Source organism: Pseudoduganella sp. jia 12, assembly GCF_055502675.1.
This window is the reverse complement of the sequence record NZ_JBUXKP010000001.1, coordinates 239,132-261,940: the sequence shown is the minus strand read 5'-3', so window position 1 is coordinate 261,940 and position 22,809 is coordinate 239,132. Positions and strand designations below refer to the sequence as shown.

Annotated in this window: 14 protein-coding genes; 11 read left to right on the top strand and 3 right to left on the bottom strand. The window is 66.1% G+C overall.

Annotated features, from left to right (window positions below; genetic code table 11):
• Positions 1-208 precede the first annotated feature (208 nt).
• The gene (locus ACY65G_RS01020) at positions 209-1,033 is read right to left on the bottom strand and encodes an arylamine N-acetyltransferase family protein (RefSeq protein WP_464995519.1); all 825 of its coding nucleotides are present in this window, start codon (positions 1,031-1,033) and stop codon (positions 209-211) included.
• Between the two features lie 48 nt (positions 1,034-1,081).
• The gene (locus ACY65G_RS01015; RefSeq protein ID WP_464995518.1) at positions 1,082-1,225 is read right to left on the bottom strand and encodes a hypothetical protein; all 144 of its coding nucleotides are present in this window, start codon (positions 1,223-1,225) and stop codon (positions 1,082-1,084) included.
• 84 nt (positions 1,226-1,309) lie between these two features.
• On the opposite strand from ACY65G_RS01015, the gene ACY65G_RS01010 reads away from it, so the two are divergent.
• Complete coding sequence (locus tag ACY65G_RS01010; RefSeq protein WP_464995517.1) at positions 1,310-1,678, top strand: hypothetical protein; 369 nt, start codon at positions 1,310-1,312, stop codon at positions 1,676-1,678.
• Between the two features lie 15 nt (positions 1,679-1,693).
• Here the strand turns inward: ACY65G_RS01010 and ACY65G_RS01005 are convergent, their stop codons facing one another.
• Entirely contained in the window at positions 1,694-2,794 is a 1,101-nt protein-coding gene (locus ACY65G_RS01005) for an NADH:flavin oxidoreductase/NADH oxidase (RefSeq protein WP_464995516.1), read from the bottom strand.
• Positions 2,795-2,885: 91 nt separating this feature from the next.
• Between ACY65G_RS01005 and ACY65G_RS01000 the strand changes: the two genes are divergently transcribed.
• The 10 genes from ACY65G_RS01000 (at position 2,886) to ACY65G_RS00955 (ending at position 22,668) form a co-directional block, all read left to right on the top strand.
• A complete protein-coding gene (locus ACY65G_RS01000) occupies positions 2,886-3,770 on the top strand; it encodes a LysR family transcriptional regulator (protein WP_464995515.1) in 885 nt (294 codons plus the stop codon).
• Positions 3,767-4,537, top strand: a complete 771-nt coding sequence (hisN, locus tag ACY65G_RS00995; protein WP_464995514.1) for a histidinol-phosphatase — start codon at positions 3,767-3,769, stop codon at positions 4,535-4,537. Before ACY65G_RS01000 ends, hisN begins: the two co-directional genes overlap by 4 nt.
• A gap of 227 nt (positions 4,538-4,764) precedes the next feature.
• A complete protein-coding gene (locus ACY65G_RS00990; protein ID WP_464995513.1) occupies positions 4,765-5,961 on the top strand; it encodes a XylR family transcriptional regulator in 1,197 nt (398 codons plus the stop codon).
• A 5-nt stretch (positions 5,962-5,966) separates the two neighbouring features.
• Positions 5,967-7,001: an aldose epimerase family protein gene (locus ACY65G_RS00985; protein WP_464995512.1), complete on the top strand. Its 1,035-nt coding sequence runs from the start codon at positions 5,967-5,969 to the stop codon at positions 6,999-7,001.
• Between the two features lie 90 nt (positions 7,002-7,091).
• Positions 7,092-10,460, top strand: coding sequence for a GDSL-type esterase/lipase family protein (locus ACY65G_RS00980; RefSeq protein ID WP_464995511.1), 3,369 nt, complete (start codon positions 7,092-7,094; stop codon positions 10,458-10,460).
• A complete protein-coding gene (locus ACY65G_RS00975; protein ID WP_464995510.1) occupies positions 10,457-12,823 on the top strand; it encodes a glycoside hydrolase family 95 protein in 2,367 nt (788 codons plus the stop codon). Before ACY65G_RS00980 ends, ACY65G_RS00975 begins: the two co-directional genes overlap by 4 nt.
• Positions 12,824-12,913: 90 nt before the next feature.
• Positions 12,914-15,913 carry a TonB-dependent receptor gene (locus ACY65G_RS00970; protein WP_464995509.1) on the top strand — a complete coding sequence of 1,000 codons (3,000 nt, stop codon included), beginning with the start codon at positions 12,914-12,916 and terminating at the stop codon, positions 15,911-15,913.
• Between the two features lie 10 nt (positions 15,914-15,923).
• On the top strand, positions 15,924-17,606 hold the full coding sequence (locus ACY65G_RS00965; RefSeq protein WP_464995508.1) for a GH35 family beta-galactosidase: 1,683 nt from the start codon (positions 15,924-15,926) through the stop codon (positions 17,604-17,606).
• A complete protein-coding gene (locus ACY65G_RS00960; RefSeq protein ID WP_464995507.1) occupies positions 17,603-20,494 on the top strand; it encodes a glycoside hydrolase family 31 protein in 2,892 nt (963 codons plus the stop codon). Before ACY65G_RS00965 ends, ACY65G_RS00960 begins: the two co-directional genes overlap by 4 nt.
• Positions 20,495-20,502: 8 nt before the next feature.
• A complete protein-coding gene (locus ACY65G_RS00955) occupies positions 20,503-22,668 on the top strand; it encodes a beta-glucosidase (RefSeq protein WP_464995506.1) in 2,166 nt (721 codons plus the stop codon).
• Positions 22,669-22,809 lie beyond the last annotated feature (141 nt).

Here is a 22,809-nt window from a genome sequence, read left to right as displayed (position 1 = left end):
CGTCGCAGCTGCCTCGTGCGGTTTGCAGCCACGTTTTGATCTAAGTCAAACGAAGCAAGGGGCGTTCCATACAAGAATTGTCATTCATAATCAATTCGATTGCATGTTGCAAGTTCCATTCTTCCGAGAGGAATGTAAGGCCTGCCGACACGCACTGCGGGGAGCAGGAGTACCCAGCGCCATGTAACCCGGTATTTTTTCCGGCGCGTCAGGCGCGCTGCACGATCTCCGCCAGCTTCGCATCCAGCCCCGGCACCGCCTCCGCCGCCAGCCCGAACGTGTTTTCCAGCAGGTGGAGCAGGGCGGCCGGCGTCGCGAGTTCCTCCCGCGTGGCCGTGCCATCCACCGCATAGAACGAGTACCGCCCGTTGTGCAGCACGTGCCGGCCATTGGCAACGGTGCGCACGGCGATCAGGTCGCGCGTGAAGTGGGAGACGGGATGGGTGGACACATACCAGTTCGACATCTCGAAGTCCACCGGATAGGCGGGCCGCAGCTCGAACGCATACAGCGGCGCCCAGCCGTCGCCGGTGTCCGTCTCGAGCAGGTAGCCCTCGTCTTCGGGCACGAGCCGGTACGTGCCGTGCGGCGTGGATTGCGCCAGGCCGGGCACCAGCCGCAGCGGCGCGGTGGGCGTCGCCTTGCCGAAGCCTGTATCGGACAGCCACTGTTCGCCGTCCACCTCCACCAGCAGCAGCATGTGCGTGCGCGGCGTAACGGTGCCCGGCGCTGCGTTGACGCGCACCCGGGCCAGCAATGGCGTGGTGCGGTAGCCGATCGCGTCGAGGGCGTGGCGGTACAGCAGGTTGTGCTCGAAGCAGGAGCCGCCGCGGCGGTGGGTGAACTTGTCCAGCAGGGCAGGGATGTCGAGCGGCACCTTCAGCCCGGCCAGCGGATTCAGGTTCTCGAATGGAATCGCCATGATGTGGCCGAGCTGCAGGCGGGCCAGCCCGGCGAGCGAGGGGCCGCCGGGGGCGGGCTGGCCGACCAGGCCGAAGTAGGAATCGATGGAGGCGTTGATGGAGGCGGTCACTGGGGTCTCCCGGATAACGATCACGGGAGCAGTGTAACCGCGGCCCGCTCAAGCCTGCACGAACCCTTCCACGTTCTCGGTCGTCACCGGCGTGCCGGTCACTTTCGCCACCCGCACGCCGCGCATCGACACGTTGCGGACCGGCGCCTCGCGTTCGGCCTTGATCAGGCAAAGGAACGTCGCGTCGCCCACGGTGATATTGGAAACGTGCAGGCCAGGCCCGCTTTTCCCTTTTTTGATGTTGCTTTGTGGAATTTTTGGCGTTAGTATCGGGTCATGGCCATCTCCGCAACCAGCGCGCTTGCTTCCGGCGTTTATACCCCGACAACGACCACGGTCGCCCGCACCAGCAATTCCATGCTGGCTGCCAAGGCGGCCAGCCTGTCGTCGACGGCCGGTATCGTCGCCACGATGAAAGGATCGTCGGGCGCGCAGGTCTATTCCCCGGCCGGACTGCTCAACACCCTGGTCAATGCCGGCACCGCATCGGCGGCGACCGGCAGTAGCGGGACAGGCACCGATACCAGTGCCGGCGCACTGGCGAACAGCGGCAACTGGGCGTCGATCCTGAAGGCCAACCCCTCCGCCGCGGCGTTCGTCATCGGCGCCTCCTACACCAGCGGCATCATCGATACGTTCGCCTGAGTCCGCAGTAAAACGTCAGGCCTGCATCGCGTAGCGCTCGAGCCAGTGCGCGTACGGCGCCGGCAGCACCCACGACGGACGGTCGAGCCCCAGGTCCTTGGCGGCGCGGTACGGATAGTGCGGATCGGCCAGCAGTGCGCGGCCCACCATCACCAGGTCCATCTGGCCATCGGCGACGACACGGTTTGCGATCGTGGGCGAATCGATGCCCCACGAGGCGGCTACCGGCAAGCCGGCTTCGCGGCGCACGCGTTCGGCGATCGGCGCCAGGAATGCCGGGCCCCACGGGATGGCCGTCTTCGGGATCGTGAAGCCGACCGACACGTTCAGCAAATCCAGGCCGCCGGCCTTCATCTTCTGCGTCAGGGCGATCGCTTCGAGCAGCGTTTCCTCGTCGCGGCCATCGTATTCGACGACGCCGAAGCGGGCCGTCAGCGGCAGGTTTTCCGGCCACACTTCGCGCACCGCGGCCAGCGTCTCGAGCAGGAAGCGGCCGCGGTTCTCGGCATTGCCGCCATAGATGTCGTCGCGCTGGTTCGAGTGGGCCGAGAAGAACGACTGGGCCAGGTAGCCGTGGGCAAAGTGCAGTTCGAGCCATTCGAAGCCGGCATCGCGGGCGCGCCGCGCGGCCTGCACGAAGCCGGCTTTTACCCGTTCGATGTCGGCGATCGTCATTGCCTGCGGCACTTTCGGCAGGTTGGCGCCGAAGGCGATGGCCGACGGGGCGATCGTCTGCCAGCCGCGCGGGTCGGTATCAAGGATATGGTCGTCGCCTTCCCACGGGCGGTTGGCGCTGGCCTTGCGGCCGGCGTGGGCGATCTGGATGCCCGGCACGGCGCCGCCGGCCTTGATCGCGGCGGCGATGCGCGCCATGCCGTCGGCCTGGCCGTCTTCCCACAGGCCCGTGCAGCCCGGCGTGATGCGGCCTTCCGGCGATACGGCGGTCGCTTCGACGATCACCAGGCCGGCACCGCCGCGCGCGATGCTCGTGTAGTGGGCCAGGTGCCAGTCGTTGGTGTAGCCGTCGACGGCGCTGTACTGGCACATCGGCGGCACGGCGATGCGGTTGCGCAGCGTGACGTCTTTCAGGGTGAATTCGGTAAAGAGTGCGGACATGGGGTTTCAGGTAAATAGGGAGGCTGCACTGTAAGCGGCCGCCGGCATCATGTAAACTGATGGCTCCTTATGTATCCCATTAGAGTTGCTTATGCATCCGCCGCAATGGCTGCAATCGTTCACCGCGCTGGCCCACACCGGCAGCTTTACCCGGGCTGCGGAACGGCTTGGGCTCACGCAGGCCGCCGTGAGCCAGCACGTGCGCCAACTGGAAGACCGCCTGGGGCCTCTGCTGATCCGCCGGCCGCGCGCCATCGAGCTCACGCCGGCGGGCGCCGCGCTGCTGCAGTACTGCGCCGAAATCGAGGAGGCGGACCGCCGCCTGGCCGTGCGTATCGCCGACGAGGAGGCGTGCTGCGGCGACGTGGGCCTGGTCACGCCGGGCAGCCTGGGCCTGTTCCTGTATCCGCTGCTGCTGGACTTCCAGCTGGCGCATCCCGGCCTGGCGATCCGCCACCGCTTCGCGCCCGACCGGGAAACGCTGGCCCAGGTGCTGGACAAGCGCTATGACCTGGGCATCGTCGCGCTGAAGCCGGACGATGCCCGGCTGGCCGCCACGCCGTTCGCCGAGGAAGCGCTGGAACTGGTGGTGCCGGCCGCCAGCGAGGTGCGCGGCTGGCAGGACCTGCAGGCGCTCGGCTTCATCGACCACCCGGAAGGACATGCGATGGCGACGCGCCTGCTGAGCCGCGCATTCCCGGGCAATCCCGGCATCGCCACCGTGCCGGCGCGCGGCTTTTCCAACCAGGTCGGCCTGCTGCTGGAACCGGTCGCGCGCGGGCTCGGATTCACCGTCATTCCCACGCATGCGCGGCGGGTCTTCGCGCGGCCCGATGCGATCCGCGTCATCGACATGGCCACGCCCGTCGTCGATACACTGTGGCTGATCCATCGCGCCGAATGGCCGCTGCCGGCGCGCGCGCGGCGCGTGGCCGACTACCTGCACGAACACATTTCAAAGAGGACCATCCGATGACCGAATACCTGGACTTCGCCCGCGAACTGGCCGATGCCGCCGCCGCCGCGGCCATGCCGCACTTCCGCACCCGCATCGAAGTGGAAAACAAGGAGCAGGGCGCCTACGACCCCGTCACCATCGCCGACCGGGCCGCCGAGCGGGCGATGCGCGACATGATCCACGCGCGCTACCCGGAGTACGGCATCGTCGGCGAGGAAGAGGGCATCCACCAAGGCAGCAGCCCGTATCATTGGGTGCTCGATCCGGTGGACGGCACGCGCGCGTTCATCTGCGGCCTGCCGCTGTGGGGCACGCTGATCGCACTGAACGACGGCACCCGGCCCGTCGTGGGCGCCATGTACCAGCCGTTTACGCGCGAGCTCTACACGGGCACGCCGCAAGGCGCGTGGCTGAACGGCGAACGCCTGCGCACGCGGCCCTGCGCGAACCTGGCTTCCGCCCGCATGATGACGACGGCGCCGGAAATCCTGCGCGTGCCCGCCCAGCGCGCCGCCTTCGATGCCCTGGCCGCCGAAGCCCAGCTGGTGCGCTTCGGCGCGGACTGCTATGCCTTTTGCATGCTGGCGGCCGGCCATATCGATGTCGTCGTCGAGGTGGGGCTGAAGCCGTTCGACATTCAGGCGCTGATCCCGATCGTCGAAGGCGCCGGCGGCATCGTCACGTCGTGGGACGGCGGCGACGCGCAGCACGGCGGCACCGTCCTCGCCTGCGGCGACCCCGTTCTGCACGCGCACTTGGTTTCCCGGCTGCGCGACGTTGTCTAATTAAAACATTCCTGAAAACAGGGGTCTGACCCCTGTTTTCAGGAAATTTGTTAAACAACGAAATGCACCAAGGGGCTTGCAAACGTTGTCAAGAAACGCAATGATGGGCGGTCATTTTCACAATTGCGGCTGGAACATGCTGTGATCAAAATGCTAAGCTATCGTTCGTTGCGCCGAGACCACACAAAAACAGGGCGCGTGCAGGAGAGCATGGGGAGACCAGGAATATGCTGAGAACGCATCGCATCGCGCTGCTTTTCAATGCAAACAAGATTTTCGACCGCGAAGTCATCACCGGCATTGCCGGCTACCTGGCCAGCACGCGCACGGCGTGGGACCTGTTCCTGGAAGAGGATTTCCGGCTGCGCCTGACCGGCATCGACGGCTGGCAGGGCGACGGCATCATCGCCGATTTCGACGATCCGCTGGTGGCCAGTGCGCTCGCGGCCACGCGCGTGCCGCTGGTGGCCGTCGGCGGCTCGTACGAGAGCCCGGCCGACTACCCGTGCGGCGTGCCCTACGTGGCCACCGATAACTTCAAGCTGATCAAGCTCGCCTACGACCACCTGATCGAGGCGGGCCTGCGCAACATCGCCTGTTTCAGCCTGCCCGAAGCGCAGGAGAACCGCTGGGCGCAGGAGCGCGAGAAGGCCTACTGCAAGCTGCTGTTGCGCGACAAGCTGCAGCCCGAGGTGTACCGCGGCCATGCCACCAGCGCGCAGCACTGGAGCGAGGCCGTGGAGCAGCAGATCGCCTGGCTGCACAGCCTGCCCAAGCCGGTCGGCATCATCGCCGTGACCGATGCGCGGGCGCGCCAGCTGATGCAGGCCTGCGCGCTGGCCGGCATCGAGGTGCCCGAGCAGGTGGCCGTCATCGGCATCGACAACGACCCGCTGGCGCGCATGCTCACGCGCATCCCGATGAGTTCCGTGATCCAGGGCGCGCAGGAAATGGGCCGCACGGCCGCCCACTTGCTGGACCAGATGCTGCACGGCGTGCGCCTGCCCGATACGCGCATCCTCGTGCCGCCGTCCGGCATCAACGTGCTCGCGTCCAGCAAGCACGAGGCGGGCAAGCACCCGCACGTGATGCGGGCGCGCCATTTCATCCGCCAGTATGCGTGCCAGGGCATCAAGACCGACCAGGTGGCCGAATACGTGGGCATCTCGCGCTCGTCGCTGGAGGCGCACTTCCGCGCCGAGCTGGGGCGCAGCGTGCATGACGAGATCCTGCGCCTGCGCCTGGAGGCCGCCACCGGTTTCCTGGCCCGCGGCACCTGCAACCTGGCCGACGTGGCGGTGCGCTGCGGCTTCACGTCCAGCCAGTACATGCATTCGGTGTTCAAGCGCGAACTGGGCTGCACCCCGCGCGCCTGGCAGGAGCGCCAGCGCAGCGCCGACGCGGCGAGCGACGTGCCAGGATGAACATCATGCCCCCCATCGCCGCCTCCGCCGCCACGGCCCAGCAATTCACGCTGACCAACGCGTGGGGCATGCGCGTGACGATCAGCGAGCGCGGCGCCGCGCTCGTGTCGTGGCAGGCGCCGGACCGCTATGGCCGCATGGCCGACATCCTGCTCGGCTATCCCGAGAACGAATACCTGCGCCATCACCGGCACGCCTGGTTCGGCGCGATCATCGGCCGCTGGGCCAACCGCATCGCGCGCGGCCGCTTCAAGCTCGACGGCCGCGTGGTGCAGGCGGACGTCAACGACCGCGGCAATCTGCTGCATGGCGGCGACGCCGGCTTTCACACCGCCCACTGGGATGGCGAGATGGCCCATGGCGGGCTGGCGCTGTCGTACGTGTCGCCGGACGGGCAGGGCGGCTTTCCCGGCACGCTGGCCGTGCAGGTGTTCTACCAGCTCGACGACGACGGCAGCCTGTCGATCGAATACCAGGCCACCTGCGACGCGCCCACGCCCGTGAACCTCACGTCGCACCCGTGCTTCAACCTGAACGGCGGCACGGCCGACGTGGGCGACCACATGCTGCGCATCGATGCCGATTACTACCTGGCCATCGATGAACTGGGCATTCCCGTCGGCCGCGCCGAAGTGGCCGGCACGCCGTTCGATTTCCGCCAGCCGGCCGCGATCGGGCCGCGCATGCGCTGGCCCGATCCGCAGATCCGCGTGGCCGGCGGCTTCGATCATTGCTACTGCCTGCCCACCGACCCGCGCGAGCCGGGCCGGCTGCGCAACGTGGCGCGCGTCATCGACCCCGGTTCCGGGCGCCAGCTGGACGTGGCCACCACCGAGGCGGGCCTGCAGTTCTACAGCGGCAATGGCCTGACGGGCGTGCGCGGCCGCCATGGTGTGACATATTCGCGACACGACGGCTTTTGCCTGGAAGCGGGCGCCTACCCCGACCAGCTCAATGGCAAAGGCGCCGCGGCCGTGATCCTGCGGCCCGGCCAGGTCTATCGACAGACCACCGTGTACAAGGTATCGCTGCAAACGTGAAATATTGTTTGACCGGCTGGTGAATTTCGTAATTGATGTGCGCAACCGTCCACGTCCAGAATGCTGGCAGAACCATAATGACGAGACGCCATGCGCCAAACCCTTTCGCCGCTGTTGCTGGCTACCCTGCTGGCGGGTGCCTCCGCACATGCGGCGGCTGCCGGGGCGGCCACGCCCGACCAACTGACGCTGTTCAAGAACCGCCCGGGCGCCGGCTGGCAGGTCACGGTCGCGGACCCGGAGAACGCCGTGCCGCTGCGTGGCGCAAGCACCGTCGTGCCGGCATCGGAAAAACAGCCGGAGGCCGTCGTGCGCGGCAAGGCCGGCAAGGTGGCGGGCCGCGATGCCCTCACGCTGGCGTGGCAAAAAACCTGGTATGCAAGCCTTCGTATTGAACACTCACCCGGGCACGCGCCCATCGATTTGCGTCCCTATGTCGACAAGGGCATCGTTGCGTTCGACCTGAACGTCGTCGAGATGGCGAGGGGCGGCATCGACTTCAAGCTCGATTGCGGCAAGGATTGCGAGCGCAAGGTGCCCTATGTGCTGCCGGGGCGCGCCGCCGCGGGGCAGGGCTGGAAAAGCGTGTCGTTCGCGTTGAGCTGCTTCGTCCGCGAGGGCGATTTTTTTGAAACGGTCATGAAACCGTTTTCAGTGGAGGCGACGGGGCAGGGCGAAGTGGCCATCGCCAACGTGCGCATCCTGAAATCCGGCACGCCGAACACCTCGTGCCCCGACTACCGGACGCGCTCCGTCACGCCCGAACCTTTGAACGAATCGTGGGCCATCGACTGGTGGATGCCGCGCCACGAGGAGAAGGTCAAGGACAACGCCCAGCGCCGCGTAGCCGGCACGCTGCCGCAACTGGTCTTCATCGGCGATTCGATCACCGAAGGCTGGGCCAAGGACGGCAAGGAAGAATTCGCGCGCCGCTACGCCCGCTATCACCCGATCAACCTGGGCTTCGGCGGCGACCGCACGGAAAACATCCTGTGGCGCGTGCAGCATGGCGAAGTCGACGGACTCGACCCGAAAGTGGTCGTGCTGATGGCCGGCACCAACAACACGGGCAGCCGGCAGGAAGACCCGGCGACGACGGCGGCCGGCCTGCGCCGCGTGATCGACGAGCTGCAGAAGCGCCTGCCGAACGCGAAGATCCTGCTGCTGGGCGTGTTCCCGCGCGACGCGGCGGACAGCGCGTCGCGCCGCATCAATAACGCCATCAACGAGCGCATCGCGACGTTCGCCGACAACCGCCGCGTATTCTTCGCCGATATCGGCAGCGCCTTCCTCGACGAAAACGGCACGCTGTCGAAGGACATCATGCCCGACCTGCTGCACCCGAACGCGCGCGGCTACGAAATCTGGGGCAGGGCGATGGACCCGGTCCTGCAGCCGCTGCTGACCGGCTACCGGTGGGACAGCGTGGCCATCGGCGGCGGCGGCTTCGTGCCGGCCGTGATCCCGACCACCGAGAAGGGCGTCGTGTATGCGCGCACGGACGTCGGCGGCGCCTACCGGTGGACAAGCGACAAGTGGGTGCCGCTGCTGGACTGGGTATCCGAAGACCAGACGGGCTTCCTGGGCGTGGATTCGCTGGCGGCCGATCCGCGCGATCCTTCAAAGGTTTACCTGCTGGCCGGCATCGCGTATCACAACGGTGGCCGTTCGGCGATCCTGCGCTCGCGCGACTACGGCAAGACGTTCGCGATCACCGATGTGACCGCACAATTCAAGACCCATGGCAACGGCGCGGGCCGCAACAACGGCGAACGCCTGGCCGTCGACCCCGGCGCCGGCAACGTGCTGTACGTGGGCACGCGCGCCAATGGCCTGTTCCGCAGCGACGACTTCGGCGCCACATGGAAGCGCCTGCCGGGCCTGGACGTGACGGGCACGCCGAACGGCGCCGGCATCGCCTTCGTTATCGCCGATCCCGCCAGCGTCAAGGAGGGCGGCACGGCGCAGCGGCTGTTCGTCGGCGTGTCGCGCGCCGGCACCAACCTCTTCCGAAGCGACGACGGCGGCGCCACCTTCACGCCGATGGATGCCACGCCGGACGGTCTGATGCCCCAGCGCGCCGCGCTGGACGGCGCCGGCCACCTGTACGTGACGTTCGCCAACGGCGCCGGCCCGCATCCGCGCGGCGACGAAAAGATGGACCAGGGCGCGGTGCGCAAGTACGGCATCGGCACTGGCGCAGGGCAGGATGTCACGCCGAAGGGCCCGGCCGCGTCATACTCGGGCATCAGCGTGGACCGCAACGACGCGCGCCGCCTGATCGCATCGACCATCAGCCTGTACGCACCGCAAAGCAGGGAGAAGGGCGCCGCGAAGGGCGACCGCTTCTACCTGTCGACCGACGGCGGCGCCACGTGGACCGACCTCGTCGCCCGCGGCTTCGAGATGGACGGCGCCGGCGTGCCGTGGGTGAAGGGCCATGCGATCCACTGGGCCAGCACCATCGCGTTCGACCCGTTCGATGCCAAGGCCGCGTGGGTCACGTCCGGCAACGGCGTCTTCAGGACGTCGAACCTGGAAGCGACGCCCACCGTATGGCGCTTCGACGTGAAGGGACTGGAGGAAACGGTGCCGCTGGGCCTCGTGAGCCGCGCCGGCGCGCCGCTGGTTTCCACGATCGGCGACTACGATGGCTTCATCCACGCGGACCTGACACAGTACGGCCGCATCCACGAACCGCAGATGGGCACCACGTTCGGCCTGGCCCATGCCGCGCTGCAGCCGCAGGTGCTGGCGCGCGTCGGCAAATCGGTCTACGTGACGCGCGATGGCGGCGCCACCTGGCGCAAGGCCCGCTCGATGAATGGCACCAAGGGCCAGCTGGCGCTGTCGGCCGATGCCAAGACGCTGCTGCATTCGCCGGAAAGGTCGCGTGTGACTTTCGTTTCGACAGACGATGGCGATTCGTGGACGGCCTCGAAGGGCATCGAAGGCGTGCGCCCCGTGGCGGACCCGGTCGATGCGAACCGCTTCTATGCCTACCAGGACGGCGCCTTCCTCGCCAGCACGGACGCCGGCCGCACGTTCGCCGCGAAGGCGCAATTGCCGAAGGGCGGTTCCGATGTGGTGCGCGCAGCCCCCGGCCGTAGCGGTGACGTGTGGGTAGCGCTGAAAAATGGCGGCCTGGCGCGTTCAGGCGATGCCGGCGCCACGTTCGCGATGCTCGATGGCGTCACGTACGCGGGCGCGGTCGGTTTCGGCAAGGCCGAGCGCGAAGGCGCCTACCCGGCCGTGTACATCTGGGGCACGGTCGATGGCCAGCGCGGCATCTGGCGCTCGCTCGACGAGGGCCGCAACTGGGTGCGCATCAACGACGACGCGCACCAGTACGGCGGCCCCGGCGACGGCCGCTTCATCGTGGGCGACATGAATGTGTTCGGCCGCGTCTACATGAGTACCGCCGGCCGCGGCATCGTTTATGGGGAAATCGCCAAATGATACGGATCGTCTTCACCGCCATGCTCGCTTCCTGCACGTTGACGGCTGCTGCCGCCCCTGCTGATTCCCGGACTGCACCGGACCTGACGCTGCGCTACGACCGCCCGGCCACCGACAACGCCGACGGCTGGGAGCGCGAGGCGCTGCCGGTCGGGAATGGCCGCATCGGCGCGATGGTCTTCGGCCAGCCGGGCCGCGAGCACCTGCAGTTCAACGACATCACGCTGTGGACGGGCGACGCGACATCGATGGGCGCGTTCCAGCCGTTCGGCGACCTGTATGTCGACCTGCCGGCCCACGCCGGCGCCACGGATTATTCGCGCACGCTGGACCTGGCGCGCGGCCTGCACACGGTCACGTATGTGCACAACGGCGTGCGCTACAAGCGCGAGACGATCGCCAGTCATCCGGCGGACGTGATCGTGCTGCGGCTGTCCGCCGACAAGCCCGGTGCCTACACGGGCGTGGTGCGGCTGACCGACCAGCATGGCGCGCACATCAATGCCTGGGGCAACCGCATCCATGCGACCGGTTCGCTGGCCGGCTTCGTGGTGCCGCGCGAACGGGGCAACCAGTGGACGCCGGCCCAGCAGCCGCTGACCGGCAACCAGATGGACTATGCCGCCCAGGTGCAGGTCGTGAACGAGGGCGGCAAGATCACGATGGAAGGCGACACCGTGCGCTTCGAGAACGTCGACGCGCTGACCCTGGTGCTGGGCGCAGGTACGAGCTATGTGCGCGATGGCAGCGTGAACTTCCAGGGCGCGCATCCGCTTTCGCGCGTCTCCGCGCAAGTGGACCGGGCGGCCGCACGCCCGTGGTCCATTTTGCAGGTCGAGCAGGAAAACGATTTCAAGAGCCTGTTCGGCCGCTTGAGCCTCGACGTGGGCCGCGCTGCCGACGAGCGCCGCGCATTGACGACGGACCGCCGCCTGACCGCCTACACGCAGCACGGCAACGACCCGGAACTGGAAGCGCAAGTGTTCCAGTATGGCCGCTACCTGCTGATCGGCAGCTCGCGCGGCCCGCTGCCGGCGAACCTGCAGGGCCTGTGGAACAACAGCCTCACGCCGCCGTGGAACGCCGACTACCACACCAACATCAACATCCAGATGAACTACTGGCCGGCGGAAACGGCCAACCTGTCCGAGATGGCGCAGCCGCTGTTCGGCTTCGTCGAATCGATGGTGCCGTCGTACCGCCGGCTGGTGGCCGAGAGCGCCGCGAATCCTTCGCGCGACGTGGAAGACGGGCAGGTGGTCGAGACGTTCCTGCGCAAGGACGGCAAGCCGGTGCGCGGCTGGACCGTGCGCACGGAAACCAACCCGTTCGGCTACATGCGGTGGAAGTGGAACAAGACGGCCAACGCCTGGTACGCCCAGCACTTCTGGGAACACTACGCGTTCACGCGCAATAAGCCTTTCCTGGCGAAGGTGGCCTACCCGCTGATGAAGGAAGTGAGCCAGTTCTGGCTCGACTACCTGAAGGAACTGCCCGATGGCAGGCTGGTGGCCCCGAACGGCTGGTCGCCCGAACACGGCCCCGTGGAAGATGGCGTGACCTACGACCAGCAGATCGTGTGGGACCTGTTCCAGAACACGGTGGAAGCCGCGGGCGAACTGAAGACGGATGCGGCGTTTGCCCGCCAGGTAGCCGCCGCGCGCGACCGCCTGGCCGCGCCGAAGGTGGGCAGCTGGGGCCAGTTGCTGGAATGGATGGAGGAAAAGAAGGACCCGGTCCTCGATACCCCGAACGACAACCACCGCCACGTGTCGCACCTGTTCGGCGTCTTCCCCGGCCGGCAGATCACCCCAAGCCGCACGCCGGTCCTTGCCGAGGCGGCCCGCGTATCGCTGGCGGCGCGCGGCGATGCCGGCACGGGCTGGTCGATGGCCTGGAAGGCCGCGTTCTGGGCCCGCTTGGGCGACGGCGACAAAGCCCATACAATGCTGCGCGGCGTGATCGCCACCCCTGGCGCACGGGCACAAGAGCACAAACCAGGCACCGAAGAGAACACGGCGGGCGGCATGTACCCGAACCTGCTGGACGCGCACCCGCCGTTCCAGATCGACGGCAATTTCGGTACCACCGCGGCCATCTGCGAGATGCTGCTGCAGTCGCACGACGGTGTGCTGCACCTGCTGCCGGCATTGCCCGCGGCGTGGAAAAACGGTTCGGTCGCGGGCCTGCGCGCGCGCGGCGGATATGAAGTGGACATGACGTGGCGCGACGGGCAGGTGACGTCGGCGACCGTCAAGGCGAAACCGGGTAACGGGACCGGCACCGTGCGCGTGCGCACGGGTGCGAAGACCGTGGTAGTGAGACTGAAGCAGGGTGAAACCAGGGAGCTGCCGGTGCTATGACGGCGCTGCGCTGAACGGTGCACGCCGGCCGCCAGTCCCGACGGTCGACTTCCCAGCAGCCCGGAAGATCATATTTTTAAGGAGATGCAGTTGAATCAATTCAAGCTCAACGCGATGGCGCTTGCCGCCGCACAGATCGCGTTCATGGCCGGCGCGGCCCACGCGCAAACCGCCGATACCGGCAGCGCGGCCAATACCGCCAACACCGCGACCGTGGTGGTGACGGGCCAGCGGGCCTCGCTGGAGAATGCCCAGAAGATCAAGCAGAACTCGGACGAGATCGTCGATTCGATCGTGGCCGCCGATATCGGCAAGCTGCCCGACAAGTCCGTGACCGAAGTGCTGCAGCGCGTGGTCGGCGTGACGATCGACCGCACCATGTCGCGCGGCGACCCGGAACACTATTCCGTCGAAGGTTCCGGCGTCTCGATCCGCGGCCTGTCGTTCGTGCGTTCGGAACTGAACGGCCGCGATGCGTTCTCGGCCAACGGCGGCCGCTCGCTGAATTTCGAGGACGTGCCGCCCGAGCTGATGGCCGGCCTGGACATCTACAAGAACCCGTCCGCCGAGCAGATCGAAGGCGGTATCGGCGGCCTGGTGAACCTGCGCACCGCGCTGCCGTTCGACTTCAAGGGCCGCAAGGTGGCGCTGTCCGCCTCGTCGACGTATTCGGAGCTGAAAAAAGGCAAATGGTCGCCGTCCGCGTCGATCCTGCTGTCGGACCGCTGGAAGACGGGCTTCGGCGAATTCGGCGTACTGGTCGACTTCGCGCACTCGGAGAGCAACACCCGCACCGATGCGTTCCAGGTCGAGCCCTACTTCCCGCGCGATAACGTCGTGGACGGCGAGACCGTGTGGATCCCGAAGGGCGCGCAATGGCGCACGCTGAACTTCAACCGCGAGCGCCAGGGCATGTACGGCGCGCTGCAGTGGAAGAAGGATGCCAACCTGCGTTCGCACGTCACGTTCTTCAAGTCGAAGTACCAGATGGACTGGGACGAGAACGCGATCTTCTCTTCCGCCGATCCGTACAAGATCATGGCCAGCCCGAATTCCACGTACGGCGCCAACAATCAGTTCCTGACCGGCACGCTGACCGCGCCGACGGAAAACGGCATCGACTTCGGCGCCGATACCCGCATCGCCAACCGCAAGTCCGACACCACCGACATTTCGTGGAACGTGGAATGGCGCGCCGGCGACAGCTGGACGTTCACGTCCGACCTGCAGCGCATCAAGGCGAAATCGAACGGCTTCGATTCCACCGTGGCTACCGCCGTGAAACTGCCCGGCCAGACGCTGGACCTGACCGGCAACGTGCCCGTGCTGAGCTTCACCGATGCCCAGCGCGCGCATATCGCCGATCCGAGCAAGTACTACTGGAACTTCACCCAGGAGCACATGGACCGCAGCGTTGCCGAGTCGAAGGCGCTGAAGCTCGACGCGAAGTACACGTTCGACAACCCGGTGCTGCGCGACCTGCGCTTCGGCGTGCGCTTCACGAAGCGCGATTCCACCAACGAAAACTCGAACCCGAGCTACAACTGGGATGCGATCACGGCACCGTGGATGGGTAACCTGAACGGCAACCTGGCCTACATGTCGGATCCGCGTTTCGCCGCGCCGACGATCCTGGGCACGTTCCCGAACTTCTTCAACGGCAAGGCCAGCGTGCCGGCCGTCGTGTTCCCCGGCGTTTCGCTGGCGCAGAACTACCCGCAAAGCTACACGCAGCTGCACGAGTTCTACCAGATCCTGTGCCGCGAGAATCCACCGACCGACGGCTCGGGCTGCGCACCATGGAATCCGGCGAAGTTCGGCGGCAACGCGGCCGGCATCAACGACCAGACGGAAAAAACCAAGGCCTTCTACACGCAGCTGCGCTTCGGCTTCGACGACTGGAAGTACCCGGTCGACGGCAACATCGGCGTGCGCTACGTGAAGACGGACATGAACGCCTATGGCTACACGGTGTTCAACGACACGAGCGACGACCATTACGGCAAGCCCGGCGCGCCGATCCCGGTCATGCCGGCCTACGAGTCGCCGCGCAACTACGACAACTCGTACCAGAACGTGCTGCCGAGCCTGAACCTGCGCCTGAAGGCGCGCGACGACCTGCAGTTCCGCTTTGCGATCGCCAAGGCCATCTCGCGCCCGGACTTCACGCAGCTGCAGGGCTACACCACGCTGACCCAGAGCGCGAACACCATCAACAACGGCAGCTTCGTCAGCAACGTGTCGCAAACGGGCGAAGGCCTGGGCAACCCGATGCTGCGCCCGGTCAAATCCGACCAGGTGGACCTGACCGGCGAATGGTACTTCGGCAAATCGTCGTCGATCACGCTGGGCCTGTTCCACAAGCGCCTGAAGGACGTGATCGTCAACCAGACCTACGGCTATGAACTGGCGGACGTGAACGGCACCCCGTACATGTTCAACGTGACGGCACCCGTGAACGGCGCGCGCGGCCGCGCCAGCGGCTACGAGATCGCCTACCAGCAGTACTTCAGCAACCTGCCGGGCGCATGGTCGGGTCTGGGCGTGCAGGCGAACTACACTTACGTGAGCAGCAAGACGAAGCTGTACAACGACAACTTCTCGGCATACTGCTCCGTCGGCAACACCGCGGCCAACATCAACCTGAACCAGAACGGCTGCGACACCAACGGCCAGGCGTTCGGCGACCTGCCGCTGCAGTACCTGTCGAAGAACTCGTACAACCTGGCGATCCTGTACGACTACGGCAAGTGGTCGGCCCGCGCCGCATGGAGCTGGCGTTCGAAGAACCTGCAGGGCGTGAACGTGAGCGGCAGCCGCGGCGACAACGGCACGGACACCAATCCGGACAGCCCGACCCGCGGCGCCACCAACATCGGCTGGGCAACGCCGCTGTGGGTGGACGATTACGGCCAGCTCGATGCTTCGGTGTCGTACCAGGTCAACGAGCGCACGCAGATCCTCGTCGACGGCACGAACCTGTCGGACTCGAAGTACAAGCAGCTGCAGCAGCAGGGCATCGGCATGATGGGCCGCGCCTGGTTCGTCTCCGGCCCGCGCTATTCGGCGCGCGTCAGCTACTCGTTCTGATAGAGGACCCATGAAAGCATACGCTGAGCCGATGTTGAAAAGAACGCTGGCTGCCGGTGCGTGCGCGATGGCGATGGCGATGGCGATGGTGGCGGGGTTGACAAGCCCTTCCACCATCGCCGCCGAACTGCCGCGCGTCGTATCGAAGGATGGCCGCCATGCGCTGATGGTCGATGGCGCGCCATACCTGATCCTGGGCGCGCAGGCGCACAATTCCAGCAACTACCCGAAGGCGTTGCCGCAGGTGTGGGCCGCCGTCGCCGATGCGCAGGCCAACACGCTGGAAATCCCGATCGCGTGGGAGCAGGTCGAACCTGTCGAGGGCAAGTTCGATTTCAGCTTCGTCGACACGCTGGTGAAGGAAGCGCGCGACAAGGACGTGCGCCTGGTGCTGCTGTGGTTCGGCACCTGGAAGAACACCGCGCCGGCCTACCTGCCGGAGTGGGTCAAGTTCGACAACAAGCGCTTCCCGCGCATGGTGGACGAGAAGGGCAAGAGCAGCTACAGCCACTCGCCGCATGCCGTTGAAACGCTGAAGGCCGACAAGCGCGCGTTCGTGGAGTTCATGAAACACCTGAAGGCCATCGATGGCGACAGGCAAACCGTCATCATGGTGCAGGTGCAGAACGAAGTGGGCACCTACGGCCTGGTGCGCGACCATAGCCCGGCCGCGCAGAAGGCGTTCAACGCCCCGGTGCCGGCCGCCGTGCTGGCGAAGCAGAAATCCCCCGTTGCCGGCAAGCGCTCCGGTACATGGAAGGAAGTCTACGGCGACTACGCGGACCAGTATTTCCACACGTGGGCGGTGGCCAACTACATCGAGGAAATCGCCAAGGCCGGCCGTGCCGTCTACGACCTGCCGATGTTCGTCAACAACGCGCTGCGCGATCCGGTGGAACCGCTGGCGCCATGGAAGGGCAACTTCGCCAGCGGCGGGCCGACCTACGACGTACTGGGCATCTACGAAGGGGCCGCGCCGCACATCGACGTGGCCGGCCCGGACATTTATCTGCACGAGTCGGACAAGATCGCCAAAACCCTCGAACAGTTCCACACCAGGGACAATCCGCTGTTCGTGCCGGAAATCGGCAACTCGGAAGACTTCGCGCGGGTGGCCTACGCCGTGTTCGGCCAGGGCGGGATCGGCTTTGCGCCGTTCGGCATCGACTACTTTGCATTCTCCAACTACCCGTTGGGATCGAAGGCCACCGACAGGACGATGACCGAGCCGTTCGGCAAGGTGTACGGCGCGTTCCGGCCGATGATGCGCGAATGGGCGAAGTGGGGCTTCGAAGGCCGCACCCGCGGCGTGTTCGAACATGACGACCGCAAGCCGCAGGACATCGCGCTGAACGGCTGGGAAGCCACCGTGAGCTTCCGCCAGCGCCAGTTCGGCGACTCGATGGAAAAGAACGATCCGATCGAAGGCACGGAAAAGCCGAATGGCGGCCTGGCCATCGCGCAGATCGCCGACAACGAATTCATCGTCGTCGCGCAGAATGCGCGCATCAAGTTCGACCCGGCCGGCCGCAATGCCGGCAAGTCGTCGATGTATGCGCGCGTGGAGGAGGGGCAGTATGCCGATGGCAAGTGGGTGATGGAACGCGTGTGGAACGGCGACCAGACCGACTACGGCCTCAACTTCGGCGCCAAGCCTTTCGTACTCAAAATCAAACTGGGGACCTATCAATGATCAACTCGAATATCAAAGCAGTGAGCCTGGCATGCCTGATGGTGGCGGCGGGCGCGCCGGCATGGGCCGGCACGTTCCAGCAGACTTCCACCGGCGTGACGATCGCGCCGGACAATGGCGCACGAGGTGGCAACGTCAAGGAGATCCGCCTCCAGGTCATGGCCGACAACATCGTCCACGTCGTGAAAGTGGACCAGGCCGGCAAGGAACTGACGCCGTCGCTGATGACGATCGCCAAGCCGTGCGCCTGCACGTTCGACGTGAAGAAGAGCGGCGACAGCGTTTCCCTGAGCACGAAAAAGCTGGTGGCCACCGTGTCGCTGAAGGACGGCCGCGTGCAGTTCGCCGATAAAGGCGGCGCCGTGTTCCTGAAGCAGGACGCCGAGGACATGCAGCCCGTCTCCGTGGGCGGGAAGCCGTACTTCGCCGTGAAGCAGGGCTTCAACTACGGCACGAAGGATGCGTTCTACGGCACCGGCCAGCACCAGAACAACCAGATGAACCTGAACGGCGAGGACGTCGATCTCCTGCAGCACAATATGGACATCGCGATCCCGCTGGTCGTCTCCGACAAGAACTACGGCATCCTGTGGGACAACAACGGCATCACCCGCTTCGGCGATGCCCGCCCTTACGGACCGATCGGCCGCGACCTGAAGCTGACGGACGCCGCCGGCAAGGAAGGCGCGCTGACCGCCCGCTACTACATCGGCGGCAAGCTGGCGCTGGAGCGCCGCGAAGACAAGATCAATTACCAGTACCTGAAGGACGTCGCCGAGTTCTGGCCGAAGGAACTCAAGCCGCTGAAGGAACTGAAGGACGTGAAGGTCGTCTGGGAAGGCAAGCTGGCCAGCGACAAGCCCGGCGTGCACAAGATGAAGCTGTACTCGTCCGACTATGCCACGCTGACCGTGGATGGCAAGCAGGTGATGGACGTGTGGCGCCAGGGCTGGAACCCGTGGTACCACAACTTCGAGGTGAACTTCGGCGCCAACAAGCCGGTGGACTTCAAGCTGGAGTGGAAGCCGGAAGGCGGCATGATCTACGTGGCGCACAACAATCCGCTGCCGAAAGCCGAGCGCCACTCGCTGCAGTTCTCGTCCGAGATCGCCGAAGGCCTGAACTACTACGTGATCCGCGGCACCAGCATCGACAACGTGATCGGCGGCTACCGCGTGCTGACGGGTACCCAGCCGCTGATGCCGAAGTGGGCCTATGGCTTCTGGCAGTCGCGCCAGCGCTACGAGACGCAGGAACAGCTGCTCGACACCGTGAAGACCTACCGCCAGAACGGCTGGCCGCTCGATAACATCGTGCAGGACTGGTTCTACTGGCCGGAAAACGGCTGGGGTTCGCACGACTGGGATCCGAAGCGCTTCCCCGACCCGAAGGGCATGGTGGATCAGGTGCACAAGATGAATGCGCGCATCATGCTGTCCGTCTGGGGCAAGTTCTACGAGAACACGGACAACTACCAGGAACTGAAGGCCAAGGGCCACATGTGGACCAAGAACGTCGAGGATGGCGCGCTGGACTGGGTCGGCCCGGGCTACAAGAACAGCCACTATTCGCCGTACACGCAGGAAGCCCGCGACATCTACTATCGCCAGATGAAGACCAAGCTGGTCGACCTGGGCTTCGACGCGTGGTGGCTGGACAATACCGAGCCGGACGTGCTGTCGAACTCGCGCCTGGAGGATTTCAAGGGGCTGATCGGCCCGACCGTCTACGGTCCCGGCGAAATCACCTTCAACTCGTACAGCCTGGTGCAGACCCAGGCGCTGTATGACGGCCTGAAACGCGACCAGCCCAACAAGCGGCAATTCATCCTGTCGCGCTCCGGTTTCGCAGGCGTGCAGCGCAACTACGTGGCCACGTGGAGCGGCGACACGGTGGGCCGCTGGAACAACCTGTACGACCAGATCTCGGCCGGCGTGGGCTCGACGATGTCCGGCGTGCCGAACTGGACGCACGATATCGGCGGCTATGCGCAGGAAACCCGCTTCCAGAGCGGCGAACTGGGTTCGGCGCAGGAAAACCGCGGCATCGGCGGCGTGGAAATCAAGCCGGAAGACCTGAAGGAATGGCGTGAGCTGAACCTGCGCTGGTGGCAGTTCGGCGCATTCACGCCGCTGTTCCGCTCGCACGGCGAAGTGGTCAAGCGCGAAATCCAGAACATCGCGCCGGAAGGTTCGCCGATGCGCGACTCGATGGTGTGGTACCTGAAGCTGCGCTATCGCCTGATGCCTTACATCTACGCGACCGCGTCGAGCACCTACTTCGACGAAGGCTCGATCATGCGCGGCCTGGTGATGGACTTCCCGACCGACCCGGGCTCGAAGGACATCAAGGATGAATACCTGTTCGGCCATGCCTTCCTGGTGGCGCCGGTGTCCGAGTACGGTGCCCGCGAGCGCAAGGTGTACCTGCCGAAGGGCGCGCAGTGGTACGACTACCATACCGGCGAGCGCCTGCAGGGCGGCCGCACGGTGACGGCCGCTGCGCCGGAAACGCGCATGCCGCTGTTCGTGAAAGCCGGCTCGATCGTGCCGATGGGTCCCGTGACGCAGTACGTCGACGAGAAGCCGGACGCGCCGATCACGCTGAAGGTATACACGGGCGCCAATGGCCAGTTCAGCTTCTACGAGGATGACGGCGTGACCGAGGACTACCAGCGCGGCAAGTACTCGCGCATCCCGCTGTCGTGGGACGAGAAGAAGGGCACGCTGACGATCGGCCAGCGCGGCGGCGACGGCTACGAAGGCATGGTGGCGAAGCGCACGTTCCGCGTGCATTTCGTGAAGCCGGGTGTTTCGAGCTCGGAAACGTTCGACGCGTCCGACAAGGAAATCGTTTATGAAGGCAAACCAGTGACGGTGAAACTGTAATGGTGGTGATGAAGAAAGTACTGGCCGTCGCCGTGGCGGCGGCCTTTGCCGGCGCGGCGCACGCTGCGCCCGATCCAGACAAGCGTGCCCAGGATACCGTGGCGCAGATGACGCAGGCGGAGAAGATGCTGCTCGTCTTCGGCTACTTCGGTGCCGAATTCGCCGGCGTCAAGCCGCCGAAGGATGCGATTCCGTACACGGCCGGCTATGTGCCGGGCGTGCCGCGGCTGAACATCCCGCCGCAGTGGCAGACCGACGCGGGCCTGGGCGTGGCGACGCAGCCATCGCCCGCGCCACGCGAACGGACGGCGCTGCCGTCCGGCATGGCCACGGCGTCCAGCTGGAACACGAAGCTGGCATACGAGGCGGGTGCGATGATCGGCCGCGAGGCGCGGCTGTCCGGGCACAACGTGATCCTGGGCGGCGCCGTGAACCTGCAGCGCGATCCGCGCAATGGCCGCAATTTCGAGTATGCGGGCGAGGATCCGCTGCTGGCCGGTATCATCACGGGCGAACAGATCCGCGGTAACCAGTCGAACAACATCGTCGGCACGATCAAGCACTTCGCGTTCAACGACCAGGAAACCAACCGCAACACGATCGACGTGAAGATCGACGAGCCGGCCGGGCAGATGTCCGACCTGCTGGCGATGCACATCGCGATCGAGCGGGGCGATCCGGGCTCGGTGATGTGCGCATACAACCTGGTCAACGGCGTGTATGCGTGCGAAAGCGACTGGCTGCTCAACCAGGTGCTGAAGAAGGACTGGGGCTATAAGGGCTTCGTGATGTCCGACTGGGGCGCCACGCACTCGACCACGCAGGCCGCCAATGGTGGCCTCGACCAGCAGTCCGGCTGGCCGTTCGACAAGTCGATGTACTTCGGCCCGGCGCTGAAGGAAGCGGTGGACAACGGCCATGTGCCGAAAGAGCGGCTGGACGACATGGCCCGCCGTATCCTGCGCGCCATGTATGCCAACAACCTGATGGACGCCCCGCAGCCGAAGGTCGAACCCGAGAAGATCGACTTCGCGGCCCACGCGAAAGTGACGCGGCAGGTGGCGGAAGAGGGCAGCGTGCTGCTCAAGAACGCCGGCAATGTGCTGCCTTTGACCGCTGATGTGAAGTCCATCGTCATCATCGGCGGGCATGCCGACAAGGCGGTGATCTCGGGCGGCGGCGCGGCGCAGGTGCACCCGCACGGCGGCAGCGCGGTGAAAGGCGAGGGGCCGAAGGGCTTCCCGGGCCCGATCATCTGGTTGCCGTCGTCGCCGATGAAGGCGCTGCAGGCGCGCACCAAGGCGCGCGTCACATACGTCGACGGCAAGGATGCCGCCGCCGCCGCGAAGGCCGCCGCCGGCGCCGACGTGGCGATCGTGTTCGCGACCCAGTGGGCGGCCGAGAGCCTCGATGCGCCATCGATGGCCCTGCCGGACAACCAGGATGCGCTGATTGCCGCCGTGGCCGGTGCCAACAAGCGTACCGTGGTCGTGCTGGAGACGGGCAACCCCGTCACCATGCCATGGCTGGACAACGTGGGCGCCGTGCTGGCCGCGTGGTTCCCGGGCTCCGCCGGCGGCGAGGCGATCGCCCGCCTGCTGACGGGCGAAGTCAACCCGTCCGGCCGCCTGGCCGCCACGTTCCCCGCCTCGGAAGCCCAGCTGCCGCGGCCGAAGATCGACGGCGACCCGACCAGCCGCGATGGCCGCTTCACCACCGACTACAACATCGAAGGCGCGGCCGTCGGCTACAAGTGGTTCGAGAAAACCGGCAAGAAGCCGCTGTTCGCGTTCGGCCACGGCCTGTCGTACACCACGTACGAATACCGCGACCTGAAGGCCCGCAACGATGGCGGCAAGGTGGTGCTGTCGTTCACGGTCGCCAACACCGGCAAGCGCGCCGGCCAGGCCGTGCCGCAGGTGTACGTGGGCCCGACCTCTGCCTCCGCCAAGGCCGCCGGCTGGGAAGCCCCGCGTCGCCTGGCGGGCTGGGACAAGGTGGCACTGCAGCCGGGCGAGAGCAAGTCCGTCAGCGTGACCGTCGACCCGCGCATGCTGGCCGTGTGGGAACCGAAATCCCGCGACTGGCAGCGCCGCCCCGGCACCTACGAGTTCACCCTCGGCGGCGCCTCCGACGCCATCACGTCCCGCACCACGCTGGCCTTGCCGAAGTAAGATATCTTGAAACCGGGGTCAGACCCCAGTTTCAGGAAATTAGTTGCCCAGAACCGGGGTCTGACCCCGGTCTGGGCAATTTTGTTAACGGCGGGGGACTTCGACTGCCGGGCATTTATAAAACTTTCCTGAAAACGGGGT